The following is a 26875-nucleotide window of genomic DNA, read 5'->3' as shown; positions in this document are numbered from 1 at the left end:
CGCTACTTGCATAAGATAAGGGAGAAATCCAGAAATACAGAGTCGAGACAAGCAAACTGACCAATACTTGAGTAAATAAAACCTCTAGAGATTGCTTGATTAAACGCGTATCAAAAATAGCTAAACCAAACCCCAGTCCAACAATCGGTGTCATAAGAGGGGGAAATCAGCATGGCTCCAATAATGACAGCTGTTGAATTCATATTTAGACCTATAGAGGCAATAAAAATCGCACACATCAAAATCAATGTATCTCTTAATCGAACATGAAGGTCATCATATAGTTTCTCGCGGAATTCACGTGTTGAATAGTTTCCGGACATTGGTTACTCCTTTTATTTCATATAATCTTGTTTCTGCATGGATGATGGTAGAGGGACTTCTGTCCAAACTGACATGTTTTTAATTCTTACCTGTGATTCTTTTGAACATTATCTTTTAAATATCCATCAATCTCCTTGATATTATATCAAAAATTTTACAGTCTTTCTCTGAAGAAATCAATTCATTTAAAAGATAGAGAAAGGAAGAAATTTTTGTATCCTTATCCGAAGAAGAAAAACGATATCTCCTCTGAAAGTAGATACCTTTTTAATGTTTAAAGATGATGAGTTTGTAGCAGCAATCCTAGCTGATCTCGCCAACAAATCACGTGTTGAGAAATAAGAGATAAAACCTGGGACAAAATCCCAGCTACTAAAAAAGAGGCTGGGACAAAAGTCCTAGCCTCTCAATTGTCTTTGGATTGTCGAGCAAGACGCAGTGGTTGAGTGGGCTCTACTACGCTGATTTCATCAGCTTATACAGCTCTACTCAACTGTGCGGAGGTGGGACGACGAAATCGAATTCTACCGAATTAACGATTTCTGTCCCACTCTCTTTTTTGATGTTTCTGTTTTTACATTTGAACAATTCTACGATAACTTCTTGAAGTAATCATAAAGATAAGTACGTAGATGAGGGCAAAGATACCACAAATAGAAAGTGTTACACTTAACATCATAGCTGTATCTACTACCCCAATAACCTTAAGAATCAAACTTAACATATGATAGGCAAAAGCCAAGTGTAGGAAAGCAAAGATTACCGGGAGAAAGAAAACAGTCAAAACCTGCTTGTTTATGGTTTGTTTGATTTGTTTTTGATCCAAGCCCACTTTTTGCAGGATGACAAAGCGTTCACGATCCTCATAACCTTCTGAGATTTGTTTATAGTAGATAACGAGTACAGTTCCAATCATAAAGATGATAGAGAGGAAAATACCAATAAAGAGAACTCCGCCAAAGAGAGCATTCATTTGGGCAATTGCGTCACTTGCAGTGCCTCCACCATAAACCATACCGTCTTCATTTTTGAGATTATGACTAAAATTATTTACAAACTCCTCAAAATCATCAGATAGCTTTAACTGTTCCTCTAGACTAGCTGTTACATCCATACCACCGTAGAGCTGTGTGTATACAGCTGAATCCTGGTACTGTTCCAAAAAACTTTGAATATCAGCTACTACAAGATAGTTATAATCCGATACCAATAGTACATAGGGATTGGAAACATGATTGGCAATAAAATCCTGCTGGATTGCTTCCTTGATCGTATAGTTCTGATTGTTCAGACTAAATGCTTTCTGATTTTTAAGTTGGTCATTTCGAGCCCAAAGTCCTACTTCGTTACCAGTAAGGTTTAGCTTTTGTCCAGTCATTTTTTCATAATCTTTTTGATCAAAAACCAGGAAGACTGTCTTAGGCATGACATTGTTTTGCCCTTTTTCAAAGATGGTTAATTTGGTCCCCTCTTGACTCGAAAGACCGAAACTTGCATAATTGAGGACGTCCTTATTGCTGATGGTTAGGTTCTTTTCGCTAGCGTATTGAGTCAAAAGCTTGTCTAAATCCTCAACTTCTATATTTTGTCCCTTAACATCAAAATCGTGAGGATACATGAGTTTTTTCATATTCTCAGATCCGTTGTAAATGCTGGTTGCTGCAGACATGGTGATTAAAACCATTGTTGAAAGGATGGCAATGGTTGCTAATCCGACCGCATTTTTCTTCATACGAAAGATAAGGTTAGAAACAGAGATGAGGTTATTTGGTTGGTAGTAATATCTCTTGTTTTTCTTGAGCAACTGCAAGAAGACTGTAATACCAGCATTGAATAAGAGATAGGTCCCTACAATAACTAACATAACCGCAATAAAGAAAGTAGCGACAGCTTTGAAAGCATCTGTTACGCTTAGTGCTAGGTAGTAGCCACCGCCTAGAGTAATTAGCCCTACAAGTGTTTGAAGGACTAGGAAACGCCCTTTCTTTTCACCCTTCGCTTTCTCACGAGAAAGTTGCAGAGCATCCATACGGATAATGCGTACAGCGTTCAGGAAAACGATGACTAAAAAGATAAAACCGAATACCAGAAGGATTGAAAGCACTACGGACCATTGGAAAGTTGCAACTAACTCTACCTTCATCTTTGCAAGTTTTAGTAGTAAAGCGAAAATCAGATTATCAAAGAGGGCACCAATTCCAATCCCGGCAGTGACTGTTACTAGCCCAAATATCAAGAGTTCCTTAAAAGTCATACCAATTAAATGGCGTTTTTCTAGACCCAACATGCCATATACACCCAGTTCTTTTGAGCGATTTTTCATGACAAAACTATTGGCATAAAGCACGATAATGGCAGATGCAAATGTCACAACGACAAGCCCTAGTTGTAGGGTAAATTGAATAGCAGATGCACCACGCAAATCCACAATTTTAGGATTAAAGGCTAGGGAGTAAAAGAGATAGCTGATAGTGACTGCCAAAATGACAGACAAAGCAAACGGATAATAGAGTTTGCGGTTTTTGATTAAGTTGGATATGGCCAACTTATTGGTTAATCGAAACATACTAGTTCACCTCACTTGCCATAACAGTCAAGGTGTCAGAGATTTCTTGGAACATCTGACGATCCGTCTTTTCACCACGATAGATTTGATTATAGAGAATACCGTCCTTGATGAAAAGAACACGTTTTGCACGGCTAGCAGCTGCTGTTGAGTGGGTCACCATGAGAATGGTTTGCCCTTGCTCGTTGATCTGATCAAAGATATCAAGGAGGGCAGCAGATGATTTAGAGTCTAGGGCACCTGTTGGCTCGTCCGCAAGGAGAATTTCTGGTTCTGTGATGATAGCCCGTGCAACTGCTACCCTTTGTTTTTGCCCTCCAGAGATTTCATAAGGGTACTTCTCCTGCAATTGATTGATACCAAGATTTTCGGCCGTCACGACCAATTTTTTCATCATTTCTGTAATAGGCTTTCTAGACAATACCAAAGGGAGTAAGATATTGTCTTTAACAGAAAGCGTATCTAACAAATTGAAGTCTTGGAAGACAAAGCCTAACTTTTCACGACGGAAGCTTGATGCTTCAGAATTTTTAATGATAGCTGTGTCAGTTCCGTTTAGGAAGACCTGCCCACGCGTTGGCTTGTCAAGCATAGCAAGAATATTGAGTAGAGTAGATTTACCAGATCCAGACTCACCCATGATAGCGACGTAGTCGCCTTTTTCAACGGTAAAGTGAATATCTTTCAGGGCTTCTACTTGGTTGCCTTGAAAGCGAGTTTTATAAATCTTTTGAACGTGTTTTACATCTAATAGTGTCATTTAAACTTCTCCTTTTTAATATCCCATTAATTGAAACTGAGCTTGCATCATTTCGATGCCGATTTGAACTCGCTCGATATCCTTTGGACTCGGCTTACTTGTTTGTTTCTTTTGTAAAATTGTTTTCATGGTTCCTCTCCTTTTTCTTTATGCTCTAAGTTTACTCCAAAAAAAGAGGACTTGCCATAACATAACCTTACAAAAGAGGCCTTTAATCTTACATTTTTGTAAGATTACATTTTTTATCTAATTGAATCCTTTTTTCTCACTATATCAAGGTCTAAAGAAGAGAGTGGGACAGAAATCGGTAATTCGTTAGAATTCGATTTCGTCGTCCCACCTCCGCACAGTTGAGTAGGGCTGTAAAAGCTGATGAAATCAGCGTAGTAGAGCCCACTCAACCACTGCGTCTTGCTCGACAATCCAAAGACAATTGAGAGGCTAGGACTTTTGTCCCAGCCTCTTCACAATTCTTTTCATTCAATCAGTAAATTCACTTCAGAGAACTTAATCCTCACGGTTGTTCCTTGACCAAGTTCAGATTCGATACGGATTTGATGTCCTAATTCTTGGCTGATTTTTTGGGTCAGGTAGAGACCAAGTCCAGATGACTGTTGGGTCATACGACCATTGTAACCTGAAAATCCGCGTTCAAAGACTCGAAGAACATCACTATTTTTAATGCCGATTCCTGTATCCTTAATACAAAGATCCTGACCGTCCATATAGATTTCAATTCCACCTTCATTTGTGTATTTGAGGCTATTTGAAAGTATTTGTTCAATAACTACTAACAGCCATTTTTTATCCGTCACAATGCTTCTATCCAAGTCATGCAGATTAACACTTAAACCTTTCTGGATAAAGAAAATCGCATATTTGCGAATGACTTCCTTGACCAGATCTTCTATATTTTCTTTTTTCAAAACCAAATCATCATGGAAGCTTTCTAAGCGTAGGTATTGCAAAACCAAGTTGGTATAAGAATCAATTTTGAAAATTTCTTGTTCCAATTGTCGCTTAAGCTCTCGTTCAGAAACTTCTGCCACCAATAGATGGGTTGCTGCTATGGGGGTCTTGATTTGATGCACCCACAAGGTATAGTAGTCTAGTAAATCTGTTAGCTTGCTTTCCGCTTCTGATTTCTTTTGATAAAGCTCAGCTTCGCGTTCGTCCAATTTTTCTGCTAAAGCACATTCCAAAGGAGATTTTGGTTCTCTTTCAGAATAAAGCATTTCCTTACGATAAACTTCTGCTTCTACTAGGATATCCCAGATGAAAAATAAGAGGGTTAGAACACTACAAAGCAGAAAGAAGTAAAGAAAGTAAGAACCTAGATTTGTAAATAAAATGTGAAAGGTGAGGGCAAGGCAGCTAATCAAAAAAATGAAGACTAGAAGGCGAATCCGTGAGCGAAGATAGGCTAGAAAAAATTGTCTCCAATTAAGCATGTTTCAACCCGTATCCTATCCCTTTCTTAGTTTCAATAAATCCTACCAAACCTTGCTCTTCCAACTTTTTACGCAAGCGAGCAACATTGACAGAAAGAGTATTATCGTCGATGAAAAAGTCACTATTCCAGAGTTCTCGCATCAGATCATCACGCGCCACGATATTTCCTGCGTGTTCAAAAAGAACACGTAAGATTTGAAATTCATTCTTTGTCAGCGTGATTGCTTGTCCCTCAACATGTAGATCCATAGACTTGGTATTGAGGATAACCCCTGCATACTCCAAGAGACTTTCATCCCTTCCAAATTCATAAGAGCGGCGCAATAATCCTTGTACCTTGGCTAAAAGGACCTGCTGATCAAATGGCTTGGTCACAAAATCATCTGCTCCCATATTGATGGCCATCACGATATCCATAGCCTGGTCTCTGGAAGACAGAAACATAATAGGAACTTTTGAAATTTTGCGGATTTCCTGGCACCAATGATAACCATTAAACAAGGGAAGACCAATATCCATAAGGACCAGATGAGGCTCAGACTGAGCAAATAGCGTTAGAACTTCCATAAAGTCTTCTACCATGACTACTTCAAAACCCCATTCGGAGAGCATTTTCCCAACTTGCTGACGGATTACTTGATCATCTTCTACTAGTAAAATCTTATGCATCTGCTCCTCCTTTTTTTATATTATAGCAAAATTCTTCTGACTACTAGCGAAATTGATACAAATCTGATATGATAAAAGTTAAGAAAGGAATTACCATGGCCAATATTTTTGACTACCTAACTAATGTTCAATACGATTCTTTTTATGATCTTCCCTTAAATGAACTGGATGTACTTGCTTTGACAGAGCTGACTTATCTTCCTTTTGATAACCTATTGGACCAGCCAGTCAATCGTTTAAGCGATGTCGCAACACGTGTTCCGCGAGAAAGCACCATGTTGACCAATAAAGAACGTCTGCAACTTTTAGACCAGCTTGCCCAACACAAACGTTTTAGAAATAGCAAGCTATCAAACTTTATTAACGAGATTGACACTGAGCAACAGAAACAGTTCGCTGCTATGACCTATCGCCTGAATCTAGATACTTATCTCATTGTCTTTCGTGGCACAGACGACAGTATTATTGGCTGGAAGGAAGATTTCCATATGACCTACATGAAGGAAATCCCTGCCCAAAAGCATGCTCTTGAATACTTGGAAGAATTCTTTACCCAACATCCAAAACAAAAAGTAATTCTTGCTGGACATTCTAAAGGTGGGAATCTAGCCGTCTACGCTGCTAGTCAAATCCAACCTGAATTGCAAGAAAAAATATCAGCAGTTTATACCTATGATGCCCCTGGCCTCCAAGCTGAACTGACTGAAACCACAGGCTATCAGGAAGTGATTCCAAAAATTCATCGTTTCGTCCCACAAGGTTCTGTCATTGGCATGATGCTGGAAGTTCCTGATACTCCTACAGTCGTCAAATCTACGGCTCTCGGTGGCATCGCTCAACACAATACTTTCAGCTGGCTAACTGAAGGACACCACTTTGTCCAACTAGAGGCAATCAGTAGCGAAAGTCTACAAATCAAAGACACTCTTAAAGAATGGGTGGATAGTGTTCCCGATGAGGAATTAGAACTTTATTTTGATCTCTTCTTTGGAACTATCCTAGAGTCTGGAATTAGCTCTATTAATGAACTATCCTCAAAAAATGCGATTGAACATGTTCGACAACTTGTTTCTCAAGCCCAGACACTAGAGCCTGAGCAAGTCGAAATCTTAAAAAATCTGACACAACTCCTACTGGATGCACGCTTCCAAGCCTGGAAAAATCATTTTTAATGTATTAAAAAGTCCCTTCTTTTATGGAGGGACTTTCTTGTTGATCGATTCCTTATTTTGTTCTTCTGTGTTATACTAGAAACTGTAAATTCTTTGAAAGAGGAAATCCTATGAAAATCCATAAAACCGTAAATCCTGTTGCCTATGAAAATACTTATTATCTCGAAGGAGACCAACACCTGATTGTAGTCGATCCAGGTAGCCATTGGGAGGCCATTCGCAAGACTATCGAGAAAATCAACAAACCAGTCTGTGCGATTCTATTGACCCATACTCACTACGATCATATCTTGAGTCTGGACTTGGTCAGAGATACTTTTGGAAATCCTCCAGTCTATGTAGCAGAAAGTGAAGCTTCTTGGCTCTATACTCCTGTTGATAATCTTTCTGGGCTTCCTCGTCACGATGATATGGCGGATGTCGTGTGTAGACCAGCTGAACACACCTATGTTTTTCATGAAGAATACCAGATTGAAGAATTCCGCTTTACAGTCTTACCAACGCCAGGCCACTCTATCGGTGGAGTTTCATTGGTTTTCCCAGATGGACACTTGGTCTTAACGGGAGATGCCCTTTTCCGAGAAACCATTGGTCGGACAGATTTGCCAACTGGTAGTATGGAACAACTCCTTCATAGTGTCCAAACCCAGCTCTTCACCCTTCCAAACTACGATGTCTATCCAGGACATGGTCCGGCTACGACTATCGCTCACGAAAAAACCTTTAATCCATTTTTCTAAAACATAAAAACCAAGGAAAATCATCCTTGGTTTTTTGATTACCAAATAATCACACGGTCTTCTGGTGAACGCCACATTCCGTCACCTTCTTTGACATCATAGGTTGTAAAGAAGTCATCAAAGTTTGGCACTTGGATGTTAACACGGAGTTTAGCTGGGGCGTGCACATCAACGCTGGCCATGAGTTTCATCAACTCTGGGCGACCTTTCATACGCCAGATACGAGCAAAGTTATGGAAGAACTCTTCAGCTGAGAAGTCTGGTTCTCTCTTGGCAGCTTCAAGGGCAGCAGCAATTCCTCCTAGGTCGGCAACGTTTTCGGATACAGTTAATTTCCCATTGATTTTTGCACCGTAAGATTCTTGGCCATCAAACTGGTCGATAACCTTCTGTGTTTTTTCTTTAAAGGCTGCATAATCGCTCTCAGTCCACCAATCCTTGAGACTTCCATTTTCATCAAAGGAAGCTCCATTAGTATCAAAGGCGTGAGAAATTTCATGGGCAATAACCGCACCAATACCACCATAGTTGGCAGAAGATGACTGATGCAAGTCATAGAATGGTGCCTGTAAGATAGCAGCTGGGAAGACAATCAAGTTCTTTTGTGGATTGTAGTAGGCATTGACCATATGAGCTGGCATTCCCCACTCCTTGTAGTCAACCGGCTGATTCCACTTGCTCCAACTGTGCTTGATTTCTACACGCGCAAAGGCTAGAGCATTCTCAAAGAGGCTAGCAGATTCATCCACTACCTTGTCCTTGTAACGAGCTGGTAGTTCTTCTGGGTAACCAATATATGGCTTGATAACATTGAGTTTGACGATGGCTTTTTCTCGAGTTTCAGGTGTCAGCCAGTCGTTCTTAGCCAAACGTTCCTTATAAACATCAATCATGGTTACCACTTTTTTCTCTACATCCGCCTTGGCTTCTGGAGAGAATTTTTCATGTGCATACCAAAGACCGAGCGCTTGTTTGAATGGTCCCTGGGCTAAGTGGTAAGCAGCCTTGCGCTTGTCTTGGGCTTCTGGAACTCCTGAAAGGGCACGGCCATAAGCACCTGACAAAATGCGAATCTCATCTGTCAAATAGCTTGTTGAAAGATTGACCACACTCAAGATCAAGCTTGCCTTGAGTAAAGGCCAAGCTTCTTCACTATAGAATTGCTCTGCTGCTTGCCAGAAACGTTCTTCATCTACGATAACCTTATCTGGAGTTTGACCAATCACTGCTTGGAAAAAGTCATCGAGAGGTAAGGCAGGCGCAAACTTCTTGAAATCTTCATAAGAATATGGATGGTAAAGTTTGGCATATTCTGAACTCTCTTCGTTTGAAAGTACGACAGCTGCGATACGGCGGTCCAACTCCAATCGTTTCTCTAAAAGATCTTCGATTTCTTCATCTGAGAAGTCATAAGCTTTGAGGAGATTAGCAGTACTTTCTTTCCAAAGGTTCAATAATTCCTCACGCTGTGGATGGTCTTCCGCATAGTAGGTTGTATCAGGCAAGATAGTTCCTGGAGCACTAGCCCAGAGAACATTGGTTCTAGCATCCATAAAGTCTGGTGATACTCCAAATGGAAGGAGGTTTGGCTTCCCAGCTAGTTCAAACTCTGCTAGCTTTCTTGTAAAGTCCGCGAAGCTCTCCAAATCTTGGTATTCCTTAAGCATAGGAAGGACTGGCTTGATGCCATCAGCTTCTCGCTTGTCGAAATCTCTCACCATACGATGGTATTTGACAAAGTTTGCTAGGATAGGATCTTCTGGAACATCTTCTCCAGCCAACCACTTGTCCGTCGTCGTTAGCATCAACTCTTCAATTTCTTCGTCAAGGTCGATAAAACCACCTGTTCTCGATTTATCTGCTGGAATAACAGCAGTCTTTTCCCACTCACCATTTATGGCATCATAAAAATCATCTTGATAACGTGTCATCTTGTTCTCGCTTTCCTAATTTCACTTATTCTTAGCTTAGCAAAAATCCCTGGGGAATGCAATTAAAAATGCCGTCTCCTCCTATTTGATTTCAACATTAATATTTTAAATTTTTACCAAAATTAACTTGACTTAAAAATAAAATTAAGGTATATTAAAACCCGGGAGGAATACAACTGTATGATACGTATCGAAAACCTCAGTGTCTCCTACAAAGAAACGTTGGCACTAAAGGATATTTCACTAGTGCTCCAAGGACCAACGATTACCGGAATTATTGGTCCAAACGGCGCCGGGAAATCAACATTATTAAAAGGTATGCTGGGCATTATCCCACATGAAGGACATGCTTTTATCGAAGATAAAGAAATGAAAAAATCTCTTAAGAAAGTTGCCTATGTCGAGCAAAAAATTCATATCGACTACAACTTCCCTATCAAGGTAAAAGAATGTGTCTCTCTGGGACTCTATCCATCCATTCCACTCTTTCACACTTTAAAAGCAAACCACTGGCAAAAGGTGGCTGAAGCACTAGAAATTGTTGGACTTTCTGACTACGCAGATCGTCAGATTAGTCAACTCTCTGGTGGCCAATTCCAGCGTGTCTTGATTGCCCGTTGTCTAGTTCAAGATGCTGATTATATTCTCTTAGACGAGCCCTTTGTGGGGATTGACTCTGTCAGTGAAGAGATCATCATGAACACGCTGAGAGAACTTAAAAAAGCTGGCAAGACTGTCCTTATCGTTCACCATGACCTCGGCAAGGTTGCCCATTATTTTGACCAGGTACTCCTTCTCAACAAGGAGCTAATTGCCTTTGGTCCAACAAAGGAGACCTTCACCCAAGCCAATCTCAAACAAGCTTATGGTGACCGACTCTTTTTCAATGGAGGTGACCTATGATTGCAGAATTTATAGATGGATTGCAGAACTTCCACTTTCTCCAAAATGCCTTGATTACAGCTGTTGTGATTGGTATTGTTGCTGGAGCGGTCGGATGCTTTATCATTCTCCGTGGTATGTCCCTTATGGGAGATGCTATCTCGCACGCTGTCTTACCTGGTGTAGCTCTTTCTTTTATTTTAGGAATTGACTTCTTTATTGGTGCTATCATCTTTGGACTGCTTGCCTCTGTCATCATCACCTACATCAAGGGGAACTCTATTATCAAGAGTGACACTGCCATTGGGATTACCTTTTCATCTTTATTGGCTCTGGGCATTATCTTGATTAGTGTGGCTAAAAGCTCGACTGACCTCTTCCATATTCTCTTTGGGAATATCTTAGCTGTGCAAGACATAGACATGTATATTACCATCGGTATGGGAGCTCTCATTCTATTGATTATCGGGATTTTCTTCAAGCAACTCTTGATTACATCCTTTGATGAACTCCTAGCCAAAGCTATGGGCATGCCAGTTAATTTCTACCACTATCTACTCATGATACTCTTGACTTTGGTGTCAGTGACTGCTATGCAAAGTGTCGGAACCATCCTTATCGTAGCCATGCTGATTACTCCAGCCGCGACAGCTTATCTTTACGCCAATAGTCTAAAGACCATGATTTTTCTTTCATCAGGCTTGGGAGCTCTAGCTTCTGTCTTGGGACTTTTTATCGGTTATAGCTTTAACCTGGCTGCAGGTTCAAGTATCGTGCTGACATCTGCAAGTTTCTTTCTCATCAGTTTCTTTATCGCACCAAAACAACGTTATCTGAAGCTGAAAAATAAAAAAATCAAACAATAATGAGGGAGCCCCTCTGGAGGAATATAATGAAAAAATTAGGTACATTGCTTGTTCTTTTTCTTGCTATCATTGGATTAGCTGCCTGTGCTAGCGGAAAAAAAGACACAGCATCTACAAACCAAAAACTAAAGGTTGTAGCAACTAACTCTATCATCGCTGATATTACTAAAAATATCGCAGGAGACAAGATTGATCTTCATAGTATCGTGCCTGTAGGACAAGATCCACACGAGTACGAGCCACTACCAGAAGACGTCAAGAAAACTTCGCAAGCCGACTTAATTTTCTACAATGGTATCAACCTTGAAACAGGTGGAAATGCCTGGTTTACAAAATTAGTTGAGAATGCTAAGAAAACTGAAAACAAAGACTACTTTGCAGTTAGTGAAGGCGTTGATGTCATCTACCTAGAAGGGGAAAATGAAAAAGGGAAAGAAGACCCACACGCTTGGCTCAATCTTGAAAATGGGATCATCTATGCTCAAAATATTGCTAAGCAACTCATCGCCAAAGACCCTAGCAACAAGGAATTCTACGAAAAGAATCTCAAAGAATACACTGAAAAACTAGACAAGCTTGACAAGGAAGCCAAAGAGAAATTTAACGCTATTGATGCGGACAAGAAACTCATCGTAACCAGCGAAGGATGCTTCAAATACTTCTCTAAAGCTTACGGTGTCCCAAGTGCCTACATCTGGGAAATCAATACTGAAGAAGAAGGAACACCTGACCAAATCAAGACTTTGGTTGAAAAACTTCGCCAAATGAAAGTTCCATCACTATTTGTTGAATCCAGTGTCGATGATCGTCCAATGAAGACTGTTTCACAAGACACAAACATCCCAATTTACGCACAAATCTTTACTGACTCAATTGCTGAAGAAGGTAAAGAAGGTGACAGCTACTACAACATGATGAAATACAACCTTGATAAAATTTCTGAAGGTTTAGCTAAATAATCATTTTAAAAACGTCAGTCACCATGAATTGGCGTTTTTTGTCTATTTAAATTTCGGTCAAACTATTGGAAGAGTCTGAACATTTAATGTAAAATGAAAGAAAAAAGATTGGAGTAGCTTATGACTACATTTCTTGGAAACCCTGTTACGTTTACAGGAAAGCAACTACAAGTAGGAGACAAGGCTCTTGACTTCTCTCTAACAACAACGGACCTTTCTAAAAAAACACTGGCTGACTTTGAAGGCAAGAAAAAAATCTTGAGTGTCATCCCTTCTATCGATACAGGCATCTGCTCACTTCAGACTCGTCGCTTTAACCAAGAATTGGCTAGCTTAGACAACACTGTTGTCCTAACGGTATCTATGGACCTTCCATTTGCGCAAAAACGCTGGTGTGGTGCAGAGGGAATTGAAAATGCCATCATGCTCTCAGACTACTTCGACCACTCCTTTGGACGCGATTATGCCCTCTTAATCAATGAATGGCATCTGCTTGCACGCGCAGTTTTTGTTCTCGATACTGACAATACCATCCGCTATGTCGAATACGTAGACAATATCAACAGCGAGCCAGACTTTGAAGCCGCTATTGCAGCTGCAAAAGAACTCAACTAAGTACAGCTCTTGTAGCAATAAGCTAGAGAAATCTAGCTTTTTTTGGTATACTAGATGGAGATAATAAATAAGGAAATGCGAATGACCCCAAATAAAGAAGACTATTTAAAATGTATTTATGAGATTGGCATGGATGTTCCTAAGATTACCAATAAGGAAATTGCTGCTCGAATGCAGGTATCTCCTCCAGCTGTAACCGAAATGATCAAGCGCATGCAGTCTGAAAATCTCATCCTAAAAGACAAGAAAAAAGGATACTTATTGACTGATATTGGTTTAAAACTTGTATCTGAGCTCTATCGCAAACACCGTTTGATTGAGGTTTTTCTGGTGCACCATCTAGACTATACCAGTGACCAAATTCATGAGGAAGCCGAGGTATTAGAACATACCGTTTCAGACTTTTTTGTGGAAAGATTAGAAAGTATGTTAGGTTTCCCAAAAACTTGCCCTCATGGTGGTACCATTCCTGCTAAGGGAGAACTTTTGGTTGAAATCAACAACTTGCCTCTAGCAGAAACCAAAGAAGCTGGAACCTATCTCCTGACTCGCGTTCACGATAGTTTTGACCTCCTCAAATATCTGGAAAAACATGACATCAATATCGGAGACAAACTTCAAGTTCAACAGTTTGATGATTTCTCTAACACCTTTACTTTGATTCATAAAAATGAAGAACTCCAAGTCAGTCTAGAAATCGCCAAACAGCTCTATGTTGAAAAACTGAACTAAATACGTCACAAAAAAACCAAGCATACAAGCTTGGTTTTTTCTTATCTATTTTTAGTATCTAGGATAATGGTGACTGGGCCATCATTGACCAGTCCCACCTGCATATCTGCTCCAAAAACTCCCGTCTTAACAGGAACTTCCTTGGCTAGCTTTTGGTTAAATTCTTGATAGAAGGCCTCAGCCATATCCGGTTTGGCTGCACCTGTAAAGGCTGGACGATTTCCTTTTTTGGTATCCGCAAACAGAGTAAACTGTGAGATGGAGAGAATTTCTCCTTGGATATCCTTGACAGATAGGTTCATCTTGCCTTCGGCATCTGAGAAAATCCGCATATTGACAAGTTTTCTAACTGCATAATCCAAATCTTCTTGCTGGTCTTCAGGTCCAACACCCACTAAGAGCAGGAGCCCCTGTTTGATCTGACCATGAATCTGCCCTTCAATAGAAACCTGAGCTTCCTTGACGCGCTGAACGATAATTCTCATAGAAATCCTTTCTAGATCTATCGAGCCAACTTAACCATTGGTCCGTTTGACTGAATAGACTTCTGGTACACTCTTGATCTTATCAACTACAGTAGTTAACGTTGAAAGATTTGAAATTCCAAAGGATACATGGATATTAGCAAATTTCATATCCTTGGTTGGCTGGGCGTTAACTGTTGAGATATTCTTAGTTGTATTGGATAGGACTTGCAAGATATCATTCAAAAGACCAGAACGGTTGAGTCCATAGATGTCGATATGAGCCATATATTCCTTGGTTGAGAATTGGTCTTCCCACTCAACATCGAGTAGACGTTGCTCGTAGTTTTCCTGTGAACGAAGGTTCATACAGTCCACACGATGGATGGCAACACCACGACCTTTGGTAATATAACCAACGATATCATCACCTGGAACAGGATTACAACATTTGGCAATCCGCACCAAGAGACCAGAGGCACCCTCGATGACAACGCCACCTTCATGCTTAACCTTTAGAGTTTCCTTGTTTTCAACCTTGACTTCGCCACCCTTGACCAGTTCTTCTGCTTCTGCCTTGGCTTTGGCACGTTCTTCTTCACGACGTTCTTTTTCCGTCAAACGGTTAAAGACGGTAATGGCTCCGATTTCTCCAAAACCAATCGCTGCAAAGAGAGCTTCTTCTGTCTTGTAGCTGGTTTTTTGAAGGACTTCATCCATGTGACGCTTGTCCATAAATTTATTGGCCACATAGCCGTTTTCTTGAAGCTGACTAATCAGCATTTCACGGCCTTTATTGATGGACAATTCTTTATCTTGGTTTTTAAAGAACTGACGAATTTTGTTACGGGCCTTGCTGGTCTTAACCATATTGAGCCAGTCACGGCTTGGTCCAAATGAATTTGGATTGGTGATGATTTCAACCTGGTCACCCGTTTTCAGCTTGGTAGTCAAAGGAACCATACGGCCATTGACCTTGGCACCAGTCGCTTTTTCCCCAATCTTGGTATGAATCTCATAGGCAAAGTCAATCGGTCCAGAATCCTTTGGAAGAGAACGAACCGCCCCATCTGGAGTAAAGACATAAATCTCTTCTGCCAGATAGTTTTCTTTGACCGTATCTACAAATTCTTTGGCATCATCCGCCTGGTCTTGGAGCTCCATCATCTCCTTGATCCAGTTCATCCCAATCGCAGATTCTTTACTATTAACTTGGCCTTTCATTCCTTTTTTGTAGGCCCAGTGAGCCGCAACCCCGTACTCAGCAACCTCGTGCATTTCCTTGGTACGGATCTGGAACTCAATCGGTCCTTTTGGTCCATAAACAGTCGTATGGATAGACTGGTACCCATTGGCCTTACGATTGGCAATATAATCCTTGAAACGGCCTGGCATTGGTTTCCATAGCTCATGAACGTAACCCAACATGGCATAGACATCACTCTGTGTATCTAGGATACAGCGAATGGCAATCAGGTCATAGATTTCCTCAAATCGTTTTTTCTTGTCCTGCATCTTACGGTAAATAGAGTAGATATGCTTAGGACGGCCATAGATTTTTCCTGTAAGATTGCGCTCAGATGAATACTCCTCAAGCTTCGTCACAACTTCATCGACCAAGGCTTCACGTTCTTGACGTTTCTCCTTCATCATATGAGTTATCTTGTAAAACTCTGTCGGATTGAGGTAACGGAAGGATAAATCCTCTAGTTCCCACTTAACACTTGAAATCCCCAGACGGTGAGCAAGTGGTGCGTAGATTTCCATGGTTTCTCGGGAAATACGTTCCTGCTTGTCCTTACGAAGATGCGTAAGGGTACGCATATTGTGCAGGCGGTCAGAGAGTTTGACCAAGATAACGCGGATATCCTCTGACATGGCCATAAGCATCTTGCGGTGATTCTCAGCCAACTGCTCTTCTATAGACTTGTATTCGACCTTACCAAGCTTGGTAACACCGTCTACAATCACTCGAACATCATGGCCAAACTCGCGCTCTAAGTCATCCAAAGTAGCATCTGTGTCTTCTACTACGTCATGCAAAAAACCACAAGCCACAGTGACAGCGTCCAACTTGAGCTTAGCCAAGATACCTGCTACCTGGATAGGGTGGATAATGTAAGGCTCGCCTGATTTACGATATTGGCCACTGTGGCACTCTACAGCATAAACCAAGGCCTTATGAACAAAAGCCACATCTTCTTTCGATAAATATTTTTGCGTTAAAGCGACTACTTCATCGCCAGAATAAATTACTTCTTTTGGCATGCATACTCTCCAGTTCTTCCTACCATTTTAACACTTTTTAGTCAATAAGAAAACTAGTAAAGTCTCCTTCTATCTGAGTTTCTAAACTTTATAAAAAAACACTACTAAAAAAACTCTAGTAGTGTTGTTTTATTAAAATCTATCTTAGTAAACTGTCTTTTCAGTTTCTACATCGAAGAAGTGAGCTTTGTTCAAGTCAAATCCAAGTTCCACAGTTGCACCAGCTTGCAAGTAGTCACGTGCGTCAACCTTAGCAACGAATTCATCTTTACCAACTTGGCAGTATAGGTGAGATTCTGAACCAAGCAATTCTGATACAGAGATAGTTGCTTTCACAACTGATTCTGGGAATGTTTCAAGGAAAGCAGGTTCTGCGTTCACGTCTTCCGGACGGATACCGAAGATCAATTCTTTACCTTCGTAACCTTTATCGCGAAGAACTTTCAAAGCACCTTCTGGAACTTTCAAGTTAAAGGCGTCACCAACGATGTGGTCACCGATCAATTTTACGTTGATGAAGTTCATAGCTGGGCTTCCGATGAATCCTGCTACGAATTTGTTAACTGGGTTTTTGTAAACTTCTTGAGGAGTACCGATTTGTTCAACACGTCCGATAGTACCAGTACCAGCAGGGTTTTTAGTAGCTGACATGATAACGATACGGTCTGCAAGTGTCATCGCTTCTGTTTGGTCGTGAGTTACGTAGATAGTTGTAGCTCCGATACGACGGTGGATTTTAGCGATTTCAGCACGCATAGATACACGAAGTTTTGCATCCAAGTTTGACAAAGGTTCGTCCATCAAGAATACTTTTGCATCACGGACGATCGCACGACCCATGGCAACACGTTGACGTTGACCACCTGAAAGGTCAGCTGGTTTACGATCCAAGAATTCTTTCAAACCAAGAATTTCTGCTGCTTCTTGTACACGTTTGTCGATGTCTTCTTTGCTGTATTTACGCAATTTCAAACCGAAAGCCATGTTATCGTATACAGTCATGTGTGGGTAAAGAGCGTAGTTTTGGAATACCATGGCGATGTCACGGTCTTTTGGAGCTACGTCATTGACAACAACGCCATCGATAGATGCAGTACCTTCTGTGATATCTTCAAGACCTGCAATCATACGGAGAGTAGTTGATTTACCACATCCTGAAGGTCCTACGAAAACGATAAATTCTTTGTCTTTGATGTCCAAGTTGAAGTCTTCAACTGAGTAGTGTTCGCTGTTTGGATATTTTTTGTAAATGTTTTTAAGATTTAATTCTACCATTTCGGTGAACTCCTTTAATTTTTGATAGATTTATTATAAATGAAAACGCTTTACATTTCTATGGCAAGGTGACCAAAAAAATAAAAAAGTTCTGTGCAACTTGCACAAAACTTTATATAATATCTGGTAAAATCAATTGATAACACAAGGTCAAATCTGTCAATTCTTTCAACTGTAGCCCTGTCAATTCTTCCCATTTATCAATCTTGTACTGAAGAGAATTGCGGTGCAAATAGAGTTGCTGAGCTGTTTTAGTCAGGACTGCACTGTTTTCCCATAGTGAGAGAATGATTTCCTGAATCTGATCCTGATCCAAAATCATTTGGTGTAGATATTCTTTGATAAGACCCAAATCCACCATTTTTTCACCGACACTCCAAAGGTAGAGTTGCGAAAAAGTGTGGAAACCTTGATGGCCTTGACGCCACCAGTTTTTAAACAAGTCACGTTCTGCTTTGATCAAGTCTGGCAGCGCCTGATGTCCAGTTTGTGACCATACCTGACCAAGCATGATGGACAAACGCACCCCAAAGTCGTATTCTACGGCTTCCAAGGTATCCATCAAGATTGAGCGAACCGAGGTATACTTGTCCTGCTGGAGAACAAAAAGGTAATCCTGAGCTCCCACCTGAAGCACTGTCTCGCAATTAGGAAAGAGGGTTCTCATCATATCCAACCAAGAAGTCAGGTTTTCCTGTTGGTAATAGGAAAGATGGCAATAGACAACTTGTAGCTTTTTAAAGCTTTGCGGTGCTTGCCCCTTGCCCTCTATCAAATAGCTATACCAGGGATTGAGAGAAATCGTTTGCTCCTGCTGGGTTAAGAGAGCTACCAACTGCTTCTCACGTTCACTTAGTCCAGCTTCTTCCAGTAAAATCCACTGATTTGCGGATACTGGAAGCGTCAGATAGCCTTCCTTATCGACTGGTTGGTCTACGATTTGAGCTTGTGGAAACCAATCTAGTAATTCTTTTGCAATCATTTCCTAGCCCTCCACTTTTTGGATACACCAAGAAATCAAGGTTTCTAGGCGCTCCACATTTTCAGTCATATGAAGATAACCCATGACCGCTTCAAAACCTGTAGACATACGGTAGGTCACTACATCTGCATTCTTTGCCTTGGTGTGACTATTGGTATTGCGACCACGTTTATAGATTTCTTCTTCTTTTTCCGTTAGGACTTGCTCCTCCAACATGAGGGAAATCAAGCGTGCCTGAGCCTTGGCTGATACATACTTAGTGGCCTCTTGATGGAGTTTATTGGGCTTGGTCATGCCTTTAAGAATGAGATGACGGCGAATATACATAGAATAAACCGCATCTCCTTCAAAGGCTAGCGCAATCCCGTTAATGAGATTGACATCAATCACGTGTCCACCTCACTCCATCCTTGGTATCAAGTAGTTTAATCCCTTGAGCAGCTAGTTGGTCACGGATTTGGTCAGCTGTCGCAAAGTCACGATTGGCACGCGCTTCTTGGCGTTTTTGAATCAAGGCTTCAATCTCTTCATCCAAAACTTCCTCAACAAAGACAACTCCAAAGACTTCCAACATGGCTGCAAGAGTTTCCTTAACACTTGCATCATAGTTACCTGAGTTGATCCATTTGGCCATTTCAAAGACAACAGTGATTCCATTAGCTGTATTGAAATCCTCATCCATAGCTGCTACAAACTTATCTTTAAAAGCTTGCAATTCTTGAGCATCTACATCTCCAGTAAATGGTTGCTCGTAAGTGTTCTTCAAATACTTGAGATTAGTCTCGGCATCGCGCACAGCCTTTTCCGTAAAGTTGATAGGTTTGCGGTAATGCTGAGTCGCAAAGAAGAAACGAAGCACTTGACCGTCGATAGTTTTGAGGGCATCGTGTACCGTAATGAAGTTCCCCAAAGACTTGGACATCTTGACATTGTCGATGTTGACAAAGCCATTGTGCATCCAGTAGTTGGCAAAAGTCTTGCCTGTTTTAGCTTCAGATTGGGCAATTTCGTTGGTATGGTGAGGAAACTCAAGGTCAGCTCCACCACCGTGAATATCGATAGTATCACCCAAAATCTCCGTTGACATAACCGAACACTCGATATGCCAGCCTGGACGACCAGGACCCCAAGGGCTGTCCCAAGAAATCTCACCTGATTTGGCAGCTTTCCAGAGGGCAAAGTCTACAGGATTTTCCTTGCGGGCTGTTTCTTCGTCTGTCCGACCTGAAGCACCTAACTCCAAGTCTTCTAGGGTTTTATTAGCTAACTTAGCATAGTTGTGGGATTTTTCTACACGGAAATAGACATCCCCTTGACTCTCATAGGCATAGCGCTTTTCAATCAAGTCTTCTACAAAGCGGATGATGTCAGCCATAAACTCGACTACACGTGGATGACGAGTCGCAGGCTTCACACCCAAAGCCGTCACATCTTCCCGAAAGGCAGCGATATACTTGTCCGCTACTTCCTGAGGTGTGATACCTTCTTCCTTGGCACGGTTGATAATCTTGTCATCCACATCCGTAAAGTTGGAAATGTAGGCTACTTCGTAGCCACGGTATTCAAAATAGCGACGAATAGTATCAAAGGCTACTGTCGAGCGGGCATTCCCCACGTGGATGTAGTTATATACAGTTGGCCCACAGACATACATCTTGACCTTACCGTCCTCGATTGGGACAAATTCTCGCAAATCACGAGACATGGTGTCATAGATTTTAATCACTCACTGACTCCTTTCTGTGTCTTACAATAAGCTTACAAACCAGACGACCTGTGGCTGGCTTCTCTAGCATGCTCAAGTTTATTGACGTAGTATTCACGTTTTTCTTCGACTTCGTGAATGGTTGGTTCATCCTTTTGCCCATGTACTCGGACAATCTTAGCAGGAATGCCAACAACCGTCACATCACTAGGAACATCTGCTACAACAACCGCAGCGGCACCGACTTTGGCATTTTCACCGATTTCTACAGGTCCGATAACTTGGGCATGAGCAGAGATAAGAGCTCCTTTGCGAACAGTCGGATGGCGTTTACCACTATCCTTACCTGTCCCACCTAGGGTTACTCCATGATAAAGAAGAACACCTTTTTCAACGATGGCTGTCTCCCCAATCACAAGTCCTGCCCCATGGTCAATGAAGACACCTGATTCGATCTGAGCTCCTGGGTGAATCTCTATCTGTGTCCAAAAACGCCAAAACTGGCTGTGCATACGAGCTAAAAGCTTAAAGCCGTGTTTCCAGAGAAAATGAGAGAGACGGTGAGCAGCCAAGGCTTTGACACCCGGATAAGTCAGCAAGACTTCCAAGGTAGTGCGAGCCGCTGGATCATTTTCTTTTACGATATCAATGGTTTCACGCCACCATCCCATACATTTCTCCTTTCTTATTCTGAGTCTTTTGGTGTTTCAGTAAGTTCTTTCTTTGTTTTGTGGTCCTTGTGATGGTGACGAGGACGATCGTCATGGCGATGACCTTTATCCCCTTTTTCTTCTGAACGTTCAGGTTTTGGTGGACGTGGCAAGAGTGCCTTCATAGAAGCATCTACACGACCTTTTTCATCGATCTTGATAATCTTAACATCCACAAAATCACCAATTTGAACTAAATCTTCTACATTATTAGTACGAGTCCAAGCCATTTCAGAGATATGAACGAGGGCATCAGTCTTGTCAAAGAGGTTGACAAAGGCACCGAATTTCTCGATACGCACAACTTTGGCATGGTAAACTTCGTCCACTTTTGCTTCACGAACCAAACCAGCAATGATTTCTTTAGCGCGGTTAATGGCAGCTTGATCGCTAGAGTAGATAGACACGTTTCCTTCTTCGTCGATATCAATCTTAACGCCTGTTTCAGCGATGATCTTATCAATGGTTTCTCCACCTTTACCGATGACAATCTTAATCTTGTCCACATCAATCTTGATAGTATCAATTTTCGGTGCAGTTGGAGCCAATTCTGGACGAACTTCTGGAATCGTTGCTTCAATCACGTCAAGGATTTCAAAACGAGCTTTCTTGGCTTGGGCAAGAGCTTCCGTCAAGATTTCTGCAGTGATTCCTTGAATCTTGATATCCATTTGAAGGGCTGTAATCCCGTCACGAGTACCTGCAACCTTAAAGTCCATATCTCCAAAGTGGTCTTCCAAACCTTGGATATCTGTCAATACGGTGTAGTTGTTTCCATCTGAGATGAGCCCCATGGCAATACCTGCCACCGGAGCCTTGATTGGCACACCACCAGCCATAAGGGCAAGTGTTCCCGCACAGATAGAAGCTTGAGAAGATGAACCATTTGATTCCAAGACTTCTGCTACTAGACGGATAGCGTATGGGAATTCTTCTAAGCTTGGCAATACTTGAGCAAGTGCACGCTCACCGAGAGCACCGTGACCAATTTCACGACGACCAGGCGCACCGTAACGTCCAGTTTCACCAACAGAGTATTGTGGGAAGTTATAGTGGTGCATAAAGCGTTTCTTGTACTCTGGATCCAAACCATCGATGATTTGCGTTTCACCCATTGGTGCCAAAGTCAAGATAGAAAGAGCCTGAGTTTGTCCACGAGTGAAGAGACCTGAACCGTGTACACGAGGAAGGAAGTCGACAACCGCATCCAAAGGACGGATTTCATCGACCTTACGGCCGTCAGGACGAACCTTGTCTTCTGTGATCAAACGGCGTACTTCTGCGTGTTCCATTTGTTCCAAGATTTCAGCCACATCACGCATGATACGGTCAAATTCTTCGTGGTCTGCATATTTTTCTTCGTAAACTGCTGTGACTTGATCTTTCACTGCTTGAGTTGCGGCTTCACGCGCCAATTTTTCTTCAACTTGAACCGCTTTTTGAAGATCGCTGTTGTAGGCTGCGATGATTTCAGCTTGCAAGTCAGCATCCACATGAAGCAATTCTACTTCTGCTTTTTCTTTACCGACTGCCGCAACGATTTCTTCTTGGAAGGCAATCAATTCTTTAACAGCTTCATGTCCTTTAAGAAGAGCTTCCAACATGATTTCTTCTGACAATTCTTTAGCACCAGACTCTACCATGTTGATAGCGTGCTTAGTACCAGCTACTGTCAATTCAAGAAGCGATTGCTCTGCTTGTTCTTGAGTTGGGTTGATGACGATTTGGCCATCAACATAGCCTACTTGTACCCCAGCGATTGGTCCATCAAATGGAATATCTGAGATAGAAAGTGCCAATGATGAACCAAACATAGCTGCCATTGGTGCAGATGCATTTTCGTCGTAAGAAAGCACAGTGTTGATGACTTGCACTTCATTACGGAAACCTTCCGCAAACATTGGACGGATTGGACGGTCGATCAAACGCGCTGTCAAGGTCGCATCTGTTGAAGGACGCCCTTCACGTTTCATAAAACCACCAGGAAATTTCCCAGCCGCATACATTTTTTCTTCGTAATTGACTTGAAGTGGGAAGAAATCTCCAGTTGCCATCTTCTTAGACATGACGGCAGCAGTCAAGACAGTTGACTCACCGTAACGCACCACAACAGAGCCATTTGCTTGCTTAGCAACCTGACCAGTTTCTACGATCAACTCACGACCCGCAAAAGTCGTTTGAAACACTTGTTTTGTCATTGTAATCCCCTTTGGATTGATAAAATTATACGCCTTGCCTACAAAAATCAGGATACAAAGGGCGTGAAGAATCCCGTATGAAAATAGGAGATTGACGCAGTGTGCCACGCACACCAGGAAATCTATCTTTTTCACTAGGGATTTAGCCCGTGTTCAACTCCGAAATTATTTTAAATCTGATTCTTTAACTTACATCTCTTTGACATAAGATTAAGACTGCTTAAATATCGTTTATACCCTCATCTTTGTATCAAGTACGTACAGAGTCTATTTTATCATATTTTTCTTAAAAAGTACGGTCTTTTCTATAAAAAAGGAACCATTCTGCTATGAAAAGAAGAATGGTTTGCTTTTAATTATTTTAAGGTTGATGATTGAACAAGGCATGGGTTGCTTGGTGGATGTACTGAGCAGTGTCTGCGTTGTTCATGGTGTAGAGATGCACGCCTGCTACGTCTTGCGTTACCAAGTCCACGATTTGGTCTACAGCATAGGCAAGTCCTGCTGCTCTGAGTGACTCAGGATCATTCTCATACTTGTCCAAGATAGCCTTAAACTTACGTGGGAGATGGATATTCTCACAAGTCTTCAAGAGACGAAGCGCTTGGTTACGATTGAGGATTGGCATGATACCCGCATGAATGGGAACATCAATCCCAGCCAAGGTACATTTGTCTTGGAAATCGTAGAAACGCTCGTTGTCAAAGAAAAGCTGAGTGACAAGGCTTGAACAGCCTGCATCTACTTTTTTCTTGAGATTTTGAATATCTGAGATTTGGTTTGGCGAATCAGGGTGTCCTTCTGGATAACAAGCACCAATAATTTCAAAATGCGGTGCCTGTTCAGTGATAAACTCAATCAAGTCTGTGGCGTAACGGAAATCCTTCTGTGGCTCAACACCTGGAATGATATCCCCACGAAGAGCCAAGATTTTCTGAACACCAACTTTATCCAAATCCGCAATGGTCTCAGCCACCTTATCCTTAGTCAAATAGATAGCTGGCAAGTGAGCAATGGTTGGGATTTCCAAGTCATTTTGGATATAGTCTGCCAAACGAACCGTCGTCTCTTTGATATTAAATTTATTATTACTAGCAGTCACACTGATGAAGTGTGGTGCCAAGCCCTGCATGTCTTTCAGGGCTGCGATAATTTTGTCATTGCCTACTTCTGGGTTTGGAGGGAAAACTTCAAATGAGAGGGACGGTGTTTGACGTGACATATGTATGAACCTTTTCTAGTTGATTTCTTACTGATCAACCGTGTAGAGAGAACTGTCTTTTCTTACAATTTCTCACGCGCAGCTTTCGCAGCGTCTACAAGGCGGATCAAGCTTTCTTTCGTTTCTGGGATACCACGTGTTTTCAAACCACAGTCAGGGTTGATCCATACTTTCTTGCTTGGTACTTTAGCAAGGATGGCTTCGATGGTGTGGTCGATTTCGCCTTCGTTAGGCACACGAGGAGAGTGGATATCGTAAACTCCAGGACCCACTTCTGTCTGGAAGTTTTGAGCTTTGAGTTCGTCCAAGATTTCAAGATTTGAACGGCTAGCTTCAAATGAGATAACGTCCGCATCCATGTTGTCGATAGCTGGGATGATATCTGTAAATTCTGAGTAACACATGTGAGTGTGGATTTGTGTATCTGGTGCTACTGTTGAGTGTACCAAGCGGAAGGCTGGAATAGCCCAGTCAAGGTAGTCTTCGTACCAGTCGCTACGACGGAGTGGCAATTTCTCACGAAGAGCAGCCTCGTCGATTTGGATGATTTTCACGCCTGCAGCTTCAAGGTCAAGAACTTCATCCTTGATTGCAAGAGCGATTTGAAGAGTAGAATCCTTGATAGAGATGTCTTCACGTGGGAATGACCAGTTAAGGATAGTAACAGGTCCGGTCAACATACCTTTAACAGGTTTGTCAGTACGGCTTTGTGCGTAGCTAGACCATTTCACAGTGATTGGGTTGAGACGAGTCACATCACCCCAGATGATTGGTGGTTTAACCCCACGCATACCGTATGATTGTACCCAACCATTCTTAGAGAAGAGGTAACCTGACAAGTTTTGACCGAAGTACTCAACCATGTCATTACGCTCGAATTCACCGTGTACAAGCACGTCAAATCCAACTTCTTCTTGCCATTTGATCCATTCGTCGATAGTTTCAGCAAGGAAGGCATCGTATTCTTCTTGTGACAATTCACCCTTACGGAAGGCCAAACGTTTAGCACGAACTTCTTTTGTTTGAGGGAATGAACCGATGGTTGTTGTTGGAAGAGCTGGAAGTTTGAAGGCATCTTCTTGGATAGCTTCACGTTCTGCAAAGGCTGGCAAACGAGTGTAGTCTGCATCTGTCAATCCAGCGATACGCGCACGAAGTTCCGCATTTTCACCAACACGTTCAGTCGCAAAGAGTTCTTTGTTAGCTGCAAGAGCTTCTGCACCTTGACCGTTGCGGATAGCATCCAAGTCACGGATCTCATCCAATTTTTCAACTGCAAATGCAAAGTGGTTCAAGATAGCTGGTTCAAATTCTTCATTAGCAGTTGTAAATGGCACATGAAGAAGTGAACATGAGCTAGTCAATACGATGTTTTCAGCTGGGATTTGCTCAAGAACAGCCAAGCTCTTTTCGTAGTTGTTGCGCCAGATGTTCTTACCATTGACGATACCTGCATAAAGAGTCTTGTCAGCTGGGAAGCCACCTTTAACGAGTTCAAGAGTTTTCTTACCTTCAACGAAGTCAAGACCGATAGCATCTACTGGCAATTTGACAAGATCAGCATAGACGTCACGAACGTCTCCGAAGTAAGTTTGAAGCAAAACTTCAAGACCTTTCTTGTCAGCCAACAATTTGTTGTAAAGGTTCAAGAAGAGAGCTTTTTCTTCTTCTGTCAAGTCTTTGACAAGGGCAGCTTCATCGAGTTGGATACGAGTTGCACCAAGTTCAGCCAATTTAGCAAAAACATCTTGGTAAGCAACTACTAAGCTATCTACGAAATCTTCTGCTTTCACACCTTCTTCAAAGTCTGACAATTGAAGGAAAGTGAATGGACCTACAAGGACAGGACGAGTGTTAAGACCAAGTTCTTTAGCTTCTTGGAACTCATCGAAGATCTTGTGACCAGCCAATTTTACTTGAGTGTCTTTTTCAAATTTAGGAACGATGTAGTGGTAGTTAGTGTTGAACCATTTCTTCATCGGAAGGGCACGAACATCCCCTTTTTCTCCTTGGTAACCGCGTCCCAAAGCAAAGTAACGTTCAAGATCAGACAATTCCAAGTTTTGAACAGATGCAGGAACTACGTTGAAAAGGAAGGCAGCATCAAGGAAGTTGTCATAGTGAGAAAAGTCATTTGATGGGATTTCAGTGATGCCTTTTTCTTTGACGATGTTCCAGTGTTTTGCACGCAATTCTTTAGCCGCAGCCAAGAGTTCTTCTTCTGAGATTTCTTTTCTAAAGTATTTTTCAGTTGTAAATTTTAATTCGCGGAATTCACCCAAACGAGGGAAACCGATAATAGTAGTTGACATGTTTTGTCCTCCAAAAATTGTTGTTGAAACTATCTTAACAGAAAAGAAACTGTCTGTATAATTGTAAAAAA

Annotated in this window: 22 protein-coding genes and 1 pseudogene; 7 read left to right on the top strand and 16 right to left on the bottom strand. The window is 41.6% G+C overall.

All coding sequences use genetic code 11. The features are described from left to right. From QM857_RS08450 to QM857_RS08430, 5 genes and pseudogenes are all read right to left on the bottom strand, one after another. Window positions 1-323, bottom strand: a pseudogene (locus QM857_RS08450) (DUF389 domain-containing protein); the annotation flags it as partial. 575 nt (window positions 324-898) lie between these two features. Further along, window positions 899-2890 (bottom strand): ABC transporter permease, encoded by a 1992-nt coding sequence (locus tag QM857_RS08445; RefSeq protein ID WP_414275667.1) that lies wholly within the window; start codon window positions 2888-2890, stop codon window positions 899-901. A 1-nt stretch (window position 2891) separates the two neighbouring features. Then, window positions 2892-3650, bottom strand: coding sequence for an ABC transporter ATP-binding protein (locus QM857_RS08440; RefSeq protein ID WP_045616090.1), 759 nt, complete (start codon window positions 3648-3650; stop codon window positions 2892-2894). Window positions 3651-4126: 476 nt separating this feature from the next. Beyond that, window positions 4127-5101, bottom strand: a complete 975-nt coding sequence (locus tag QM857_RS08435) for a sensor histidine kinase (protein WP_414275666.1) — start codon at window positions 5099-5101, stop codon at window positions 4127-4129. Beyond that, the gene (locus QM857_RS08430) at window positions 5094-5771 is read right to left on the bottom strand and encodes a response regulator transcription factor (protein ID WP_414258831.1); all 678 of its coding nucleotides are present in this window, start codon (window positions 5769-5771) and stop codon (window positions 5094-5096) included. The genes QM857_RS08435 and QM857_RS08430 overlap by 8 nt, the downstream gene beginning before the upstream one ends. A gap of 95 nt (window positions 5772-5866) precedes the next feature. Between QM857_RS08430 and QM857_RS08425 the strand changes: the two genes are divergently transcribed. Next, a complete protein-coding gene (locus QM857_RS08425; protein ID WP_414275665.1) occupies window positions 5867-6943 on the top strand; it encodes a DUF2974 domain-containing protein in 1077 nt (358 codons plus the stop codon). Between the two features lie 110 nt (window positions 6944-7053). Next, window positions 7054-7683 (top strand): MBL fold metallo-hydrolase, encoded by a 630-nt coding sequence (locus QM857_RS08420; RefSeq protein ID WP_414275664.1) that lies wholly within the window; start codon window positions 7054-7056, stop codon window positions 7681-7683. 38 nt (window positions 7684-7721) lie between these two features. Here QM857_RS08420 and QM857_RS08415 read toward each other — a convergent pair whose 3' ends face one another. Beyond that, window positions 7722-9614, bottom strand: coding sequence for a M13 family metallopeptidase (locus QM857_RS08415; protein WP_414275663.1), 1893 nt, complete (start codon window positions 9612-9614; stop codon window positions 7722-7724). Between the two features lie 180 nt (window positions 9615-9794). Between QM857_RS08415 and QM857_RS08410 the strand changes: the two genes are divergently transcribed. The 5 genes from QM857_RS08410 (at window position 9795) to QM857_RS08390 (ending at window position 13668) form a co-directional block, all read left to right on the top strand. Then, window positions 9795-10517 (top strand): metal ABC transporter ATP-binding protein, encoded by a 723-nt coding sequence (locus tag QM857_RS08410; RefSeq protein ID WP_006152594.1) that lies wholly within the window; start codon window positions 9795-9797, stop codon window positions 10515-10517. Then, on the top strand, window positions 10514-11362 hold the full coding sequence (locus QM857_RS08405; RefSeq protein WP_004251242.1) for a metal ABC transporter permease: 849 nt from the start codon (window positions 10514-10516) through the stop codon (window positions 11360-11362). The genes QM857_RS08410 and QM857_RS08405 overlap by 4 nt, the downstream gene beginning before the upstream one ends. A gap of 26 nt (window positions 11363-11388) precedes the next feature. Then, window positions 11389-12321 carry a metal ABC transporter substrate-binding lipoprotein gene (locus QM857_RS08400; RefSeq protein ID WP_373075760.1) on the top strand — a complete coding sequence of 311 codons (933 nt, stop codon included), beginning with the start codon at window positions 11389-11391 and terminating at the stop codon, window positions 12319-12321. 120 nt (window positions 12322-12441) lie between these two features. Next, on the top strand, window positions 12442-12936 hold the full coding sequence (gene tpx, locus QM857_RS08395; RefSeq protein WP_000206542.1) for a thiol peroxidase: 495 nt from the start codon (window positions 12442-12444) through the stop codon (window positions 12934-12936). 81 nt (window positions 12937-13017) lie between these two features. Next, complete coding sequence (locus QM857_RS08390) at window positions 13018-13668, top strand: metal-dependent transcriptional regulator (protein WP_414275662.1); 651 nt, start codon at window positions 13018-13020, stop codon at window positions 13666-13668. Between the two features lie 41 nt (window positions 13669-13709). Here the strand turns inward: QM857_RS08390 and dtd are convergent, their stop codons facing one another. From dtd to metE, 10 genes are all read right to left on the bottom strand, one after another. Then, window positions 13710-14153 carry a D-aminoacyl-tRNA deacylase gene (gene dtd, locus QM857_RS08385; protein WP_414275661.1) on the bottom strand — a complete coding sequence of 148 codons (444 nt, stop codon included), beginning with the start codon at window positions 14151-14153 and terminating at the stop codon, window positions 13710-13712. A 30-nt stretch (window positions 14154-14183) separates the two neighbouring features. Next, window positions 14184-16400: a RelA/SpoT family protein gene (locus tag QM857_RS08380; RefSeq protein ID WP_414275660.1), complete on the bottom strand. Its 2217-nt coding sequence runs from the start codon at window positions 16398-16400 to the stop codon at window positions 14184-14186. A 144-nt stretch (window positions 16401-16544) separates the two neighbouring features. Further along, window positions 16545-17675, bottom strand: coding sequence for an ABC transporter ATP-binding protein (locus tag QM857_RS08375; RefSeq protein WP_004251267.1), 1131 nt, complete (start codon window positions 17673-17675; stop codon window positions 16545-16547). Window positions 17676-17787: 112 nt separating this feature from the next. Continuing rightward, window positions 17788-18657: a helix-turn-helix domain-containing protein gene (locus QM857_RS08370; RefSeq protein ID WP_414275659.1), complete on the bottom strand. Its 870-nt coding sequence runs from the start codon at window positions 18655-18657 to the stop codon at window positions 17788-17790. Between the two features lie 3 nt (window positions 18658-18660). Beyond that, a complete protein-coding gene (locus tag QM857_RS08365) occupies window positions 18661-19047 on the bottom strand; it encodes a Mini-ribonuclease 3 (protein ID WP_178894720.1) in 387 nt (128 codons plus the stop codon). Continuing rightward, on the bottom strand, window positions 19040-20383 hold the full coding sequence (gene cysS / locus QM857_RS08360; RefSeq protein WP_414275658.1) for a cysteine--tRNA ligase: 1344 nt from the start codon (window positions 20381-20383) through the stop codon (window positions 19040-19042). Before cysS ends, QM857_RS08365 begins: the two co-directional genes overlap by 8 nt. A 32-nt stretch (window positions 20384-20415) precedes the next feature. Then, a complete protein-coding gene (gene cysE, locus QM857_RS08355; RefSeq protein ID WP_004251281.1) occupies window positions 20416-21033 on the bottom strand; it encodes a serine O-acetyltransferase in 618 nt (205 codons plus the stop codon). 14 nt (window positions 21034-21047) lie between these two features. Then, complete coding sequence (gene pnp / locus QM857_RS08350) at window positions 21048-23270, bottom strand: polyribonucleotide nucleotidyltransferase (RefSeq protein WP_414275657.1); 2223 nt, start codon at window positions 23268-23270, stop codon at window positions 21048-21050. A gap of 361 nt (window positions 23271-23631) precedes the next feature. After that, window positions 23632-24492, bottom strand: a complete 861-nt coding sequence (metF, locus tag QM857_RS08345) for a methylenetetrahydrofolate reductase [NAD(P)H] (protein WP_414275656.1) — start codon at window positions 24490-24492, stop codon at window positions 23632-23634. Window positions 24493-24554: 62 nt separating this feature from the next. Then, a complete protein-coding gene (gene metE, locus QM857_RS08340) occupies window positions 24555-26804 on the bottom strand; it encodes a 5-methyltetrahydropteroyltriglutamate--homocysteine S-methyltransferase (protein WP_414275655.1) in 2250 nt (749 codons plus the stop codon). Window positions 26805-26875: the final 71 nt, after the last annotated feature.

Source organism: Streptococcus infantis (genome assembly GCF_047463315.1).
Taxonomy (GTDB): domain Bacteria; phylum Bacillota; class Bacilli; order Lactobacillales; family Streptococcaceae; genus Streptococcus; species Streptococcus infantis_AB.
The sequence above is the reverse complement of the archived record's forward strand: the minus strand, read 5'-3'. Positions and strand labels throughout refer to the sequence as shown.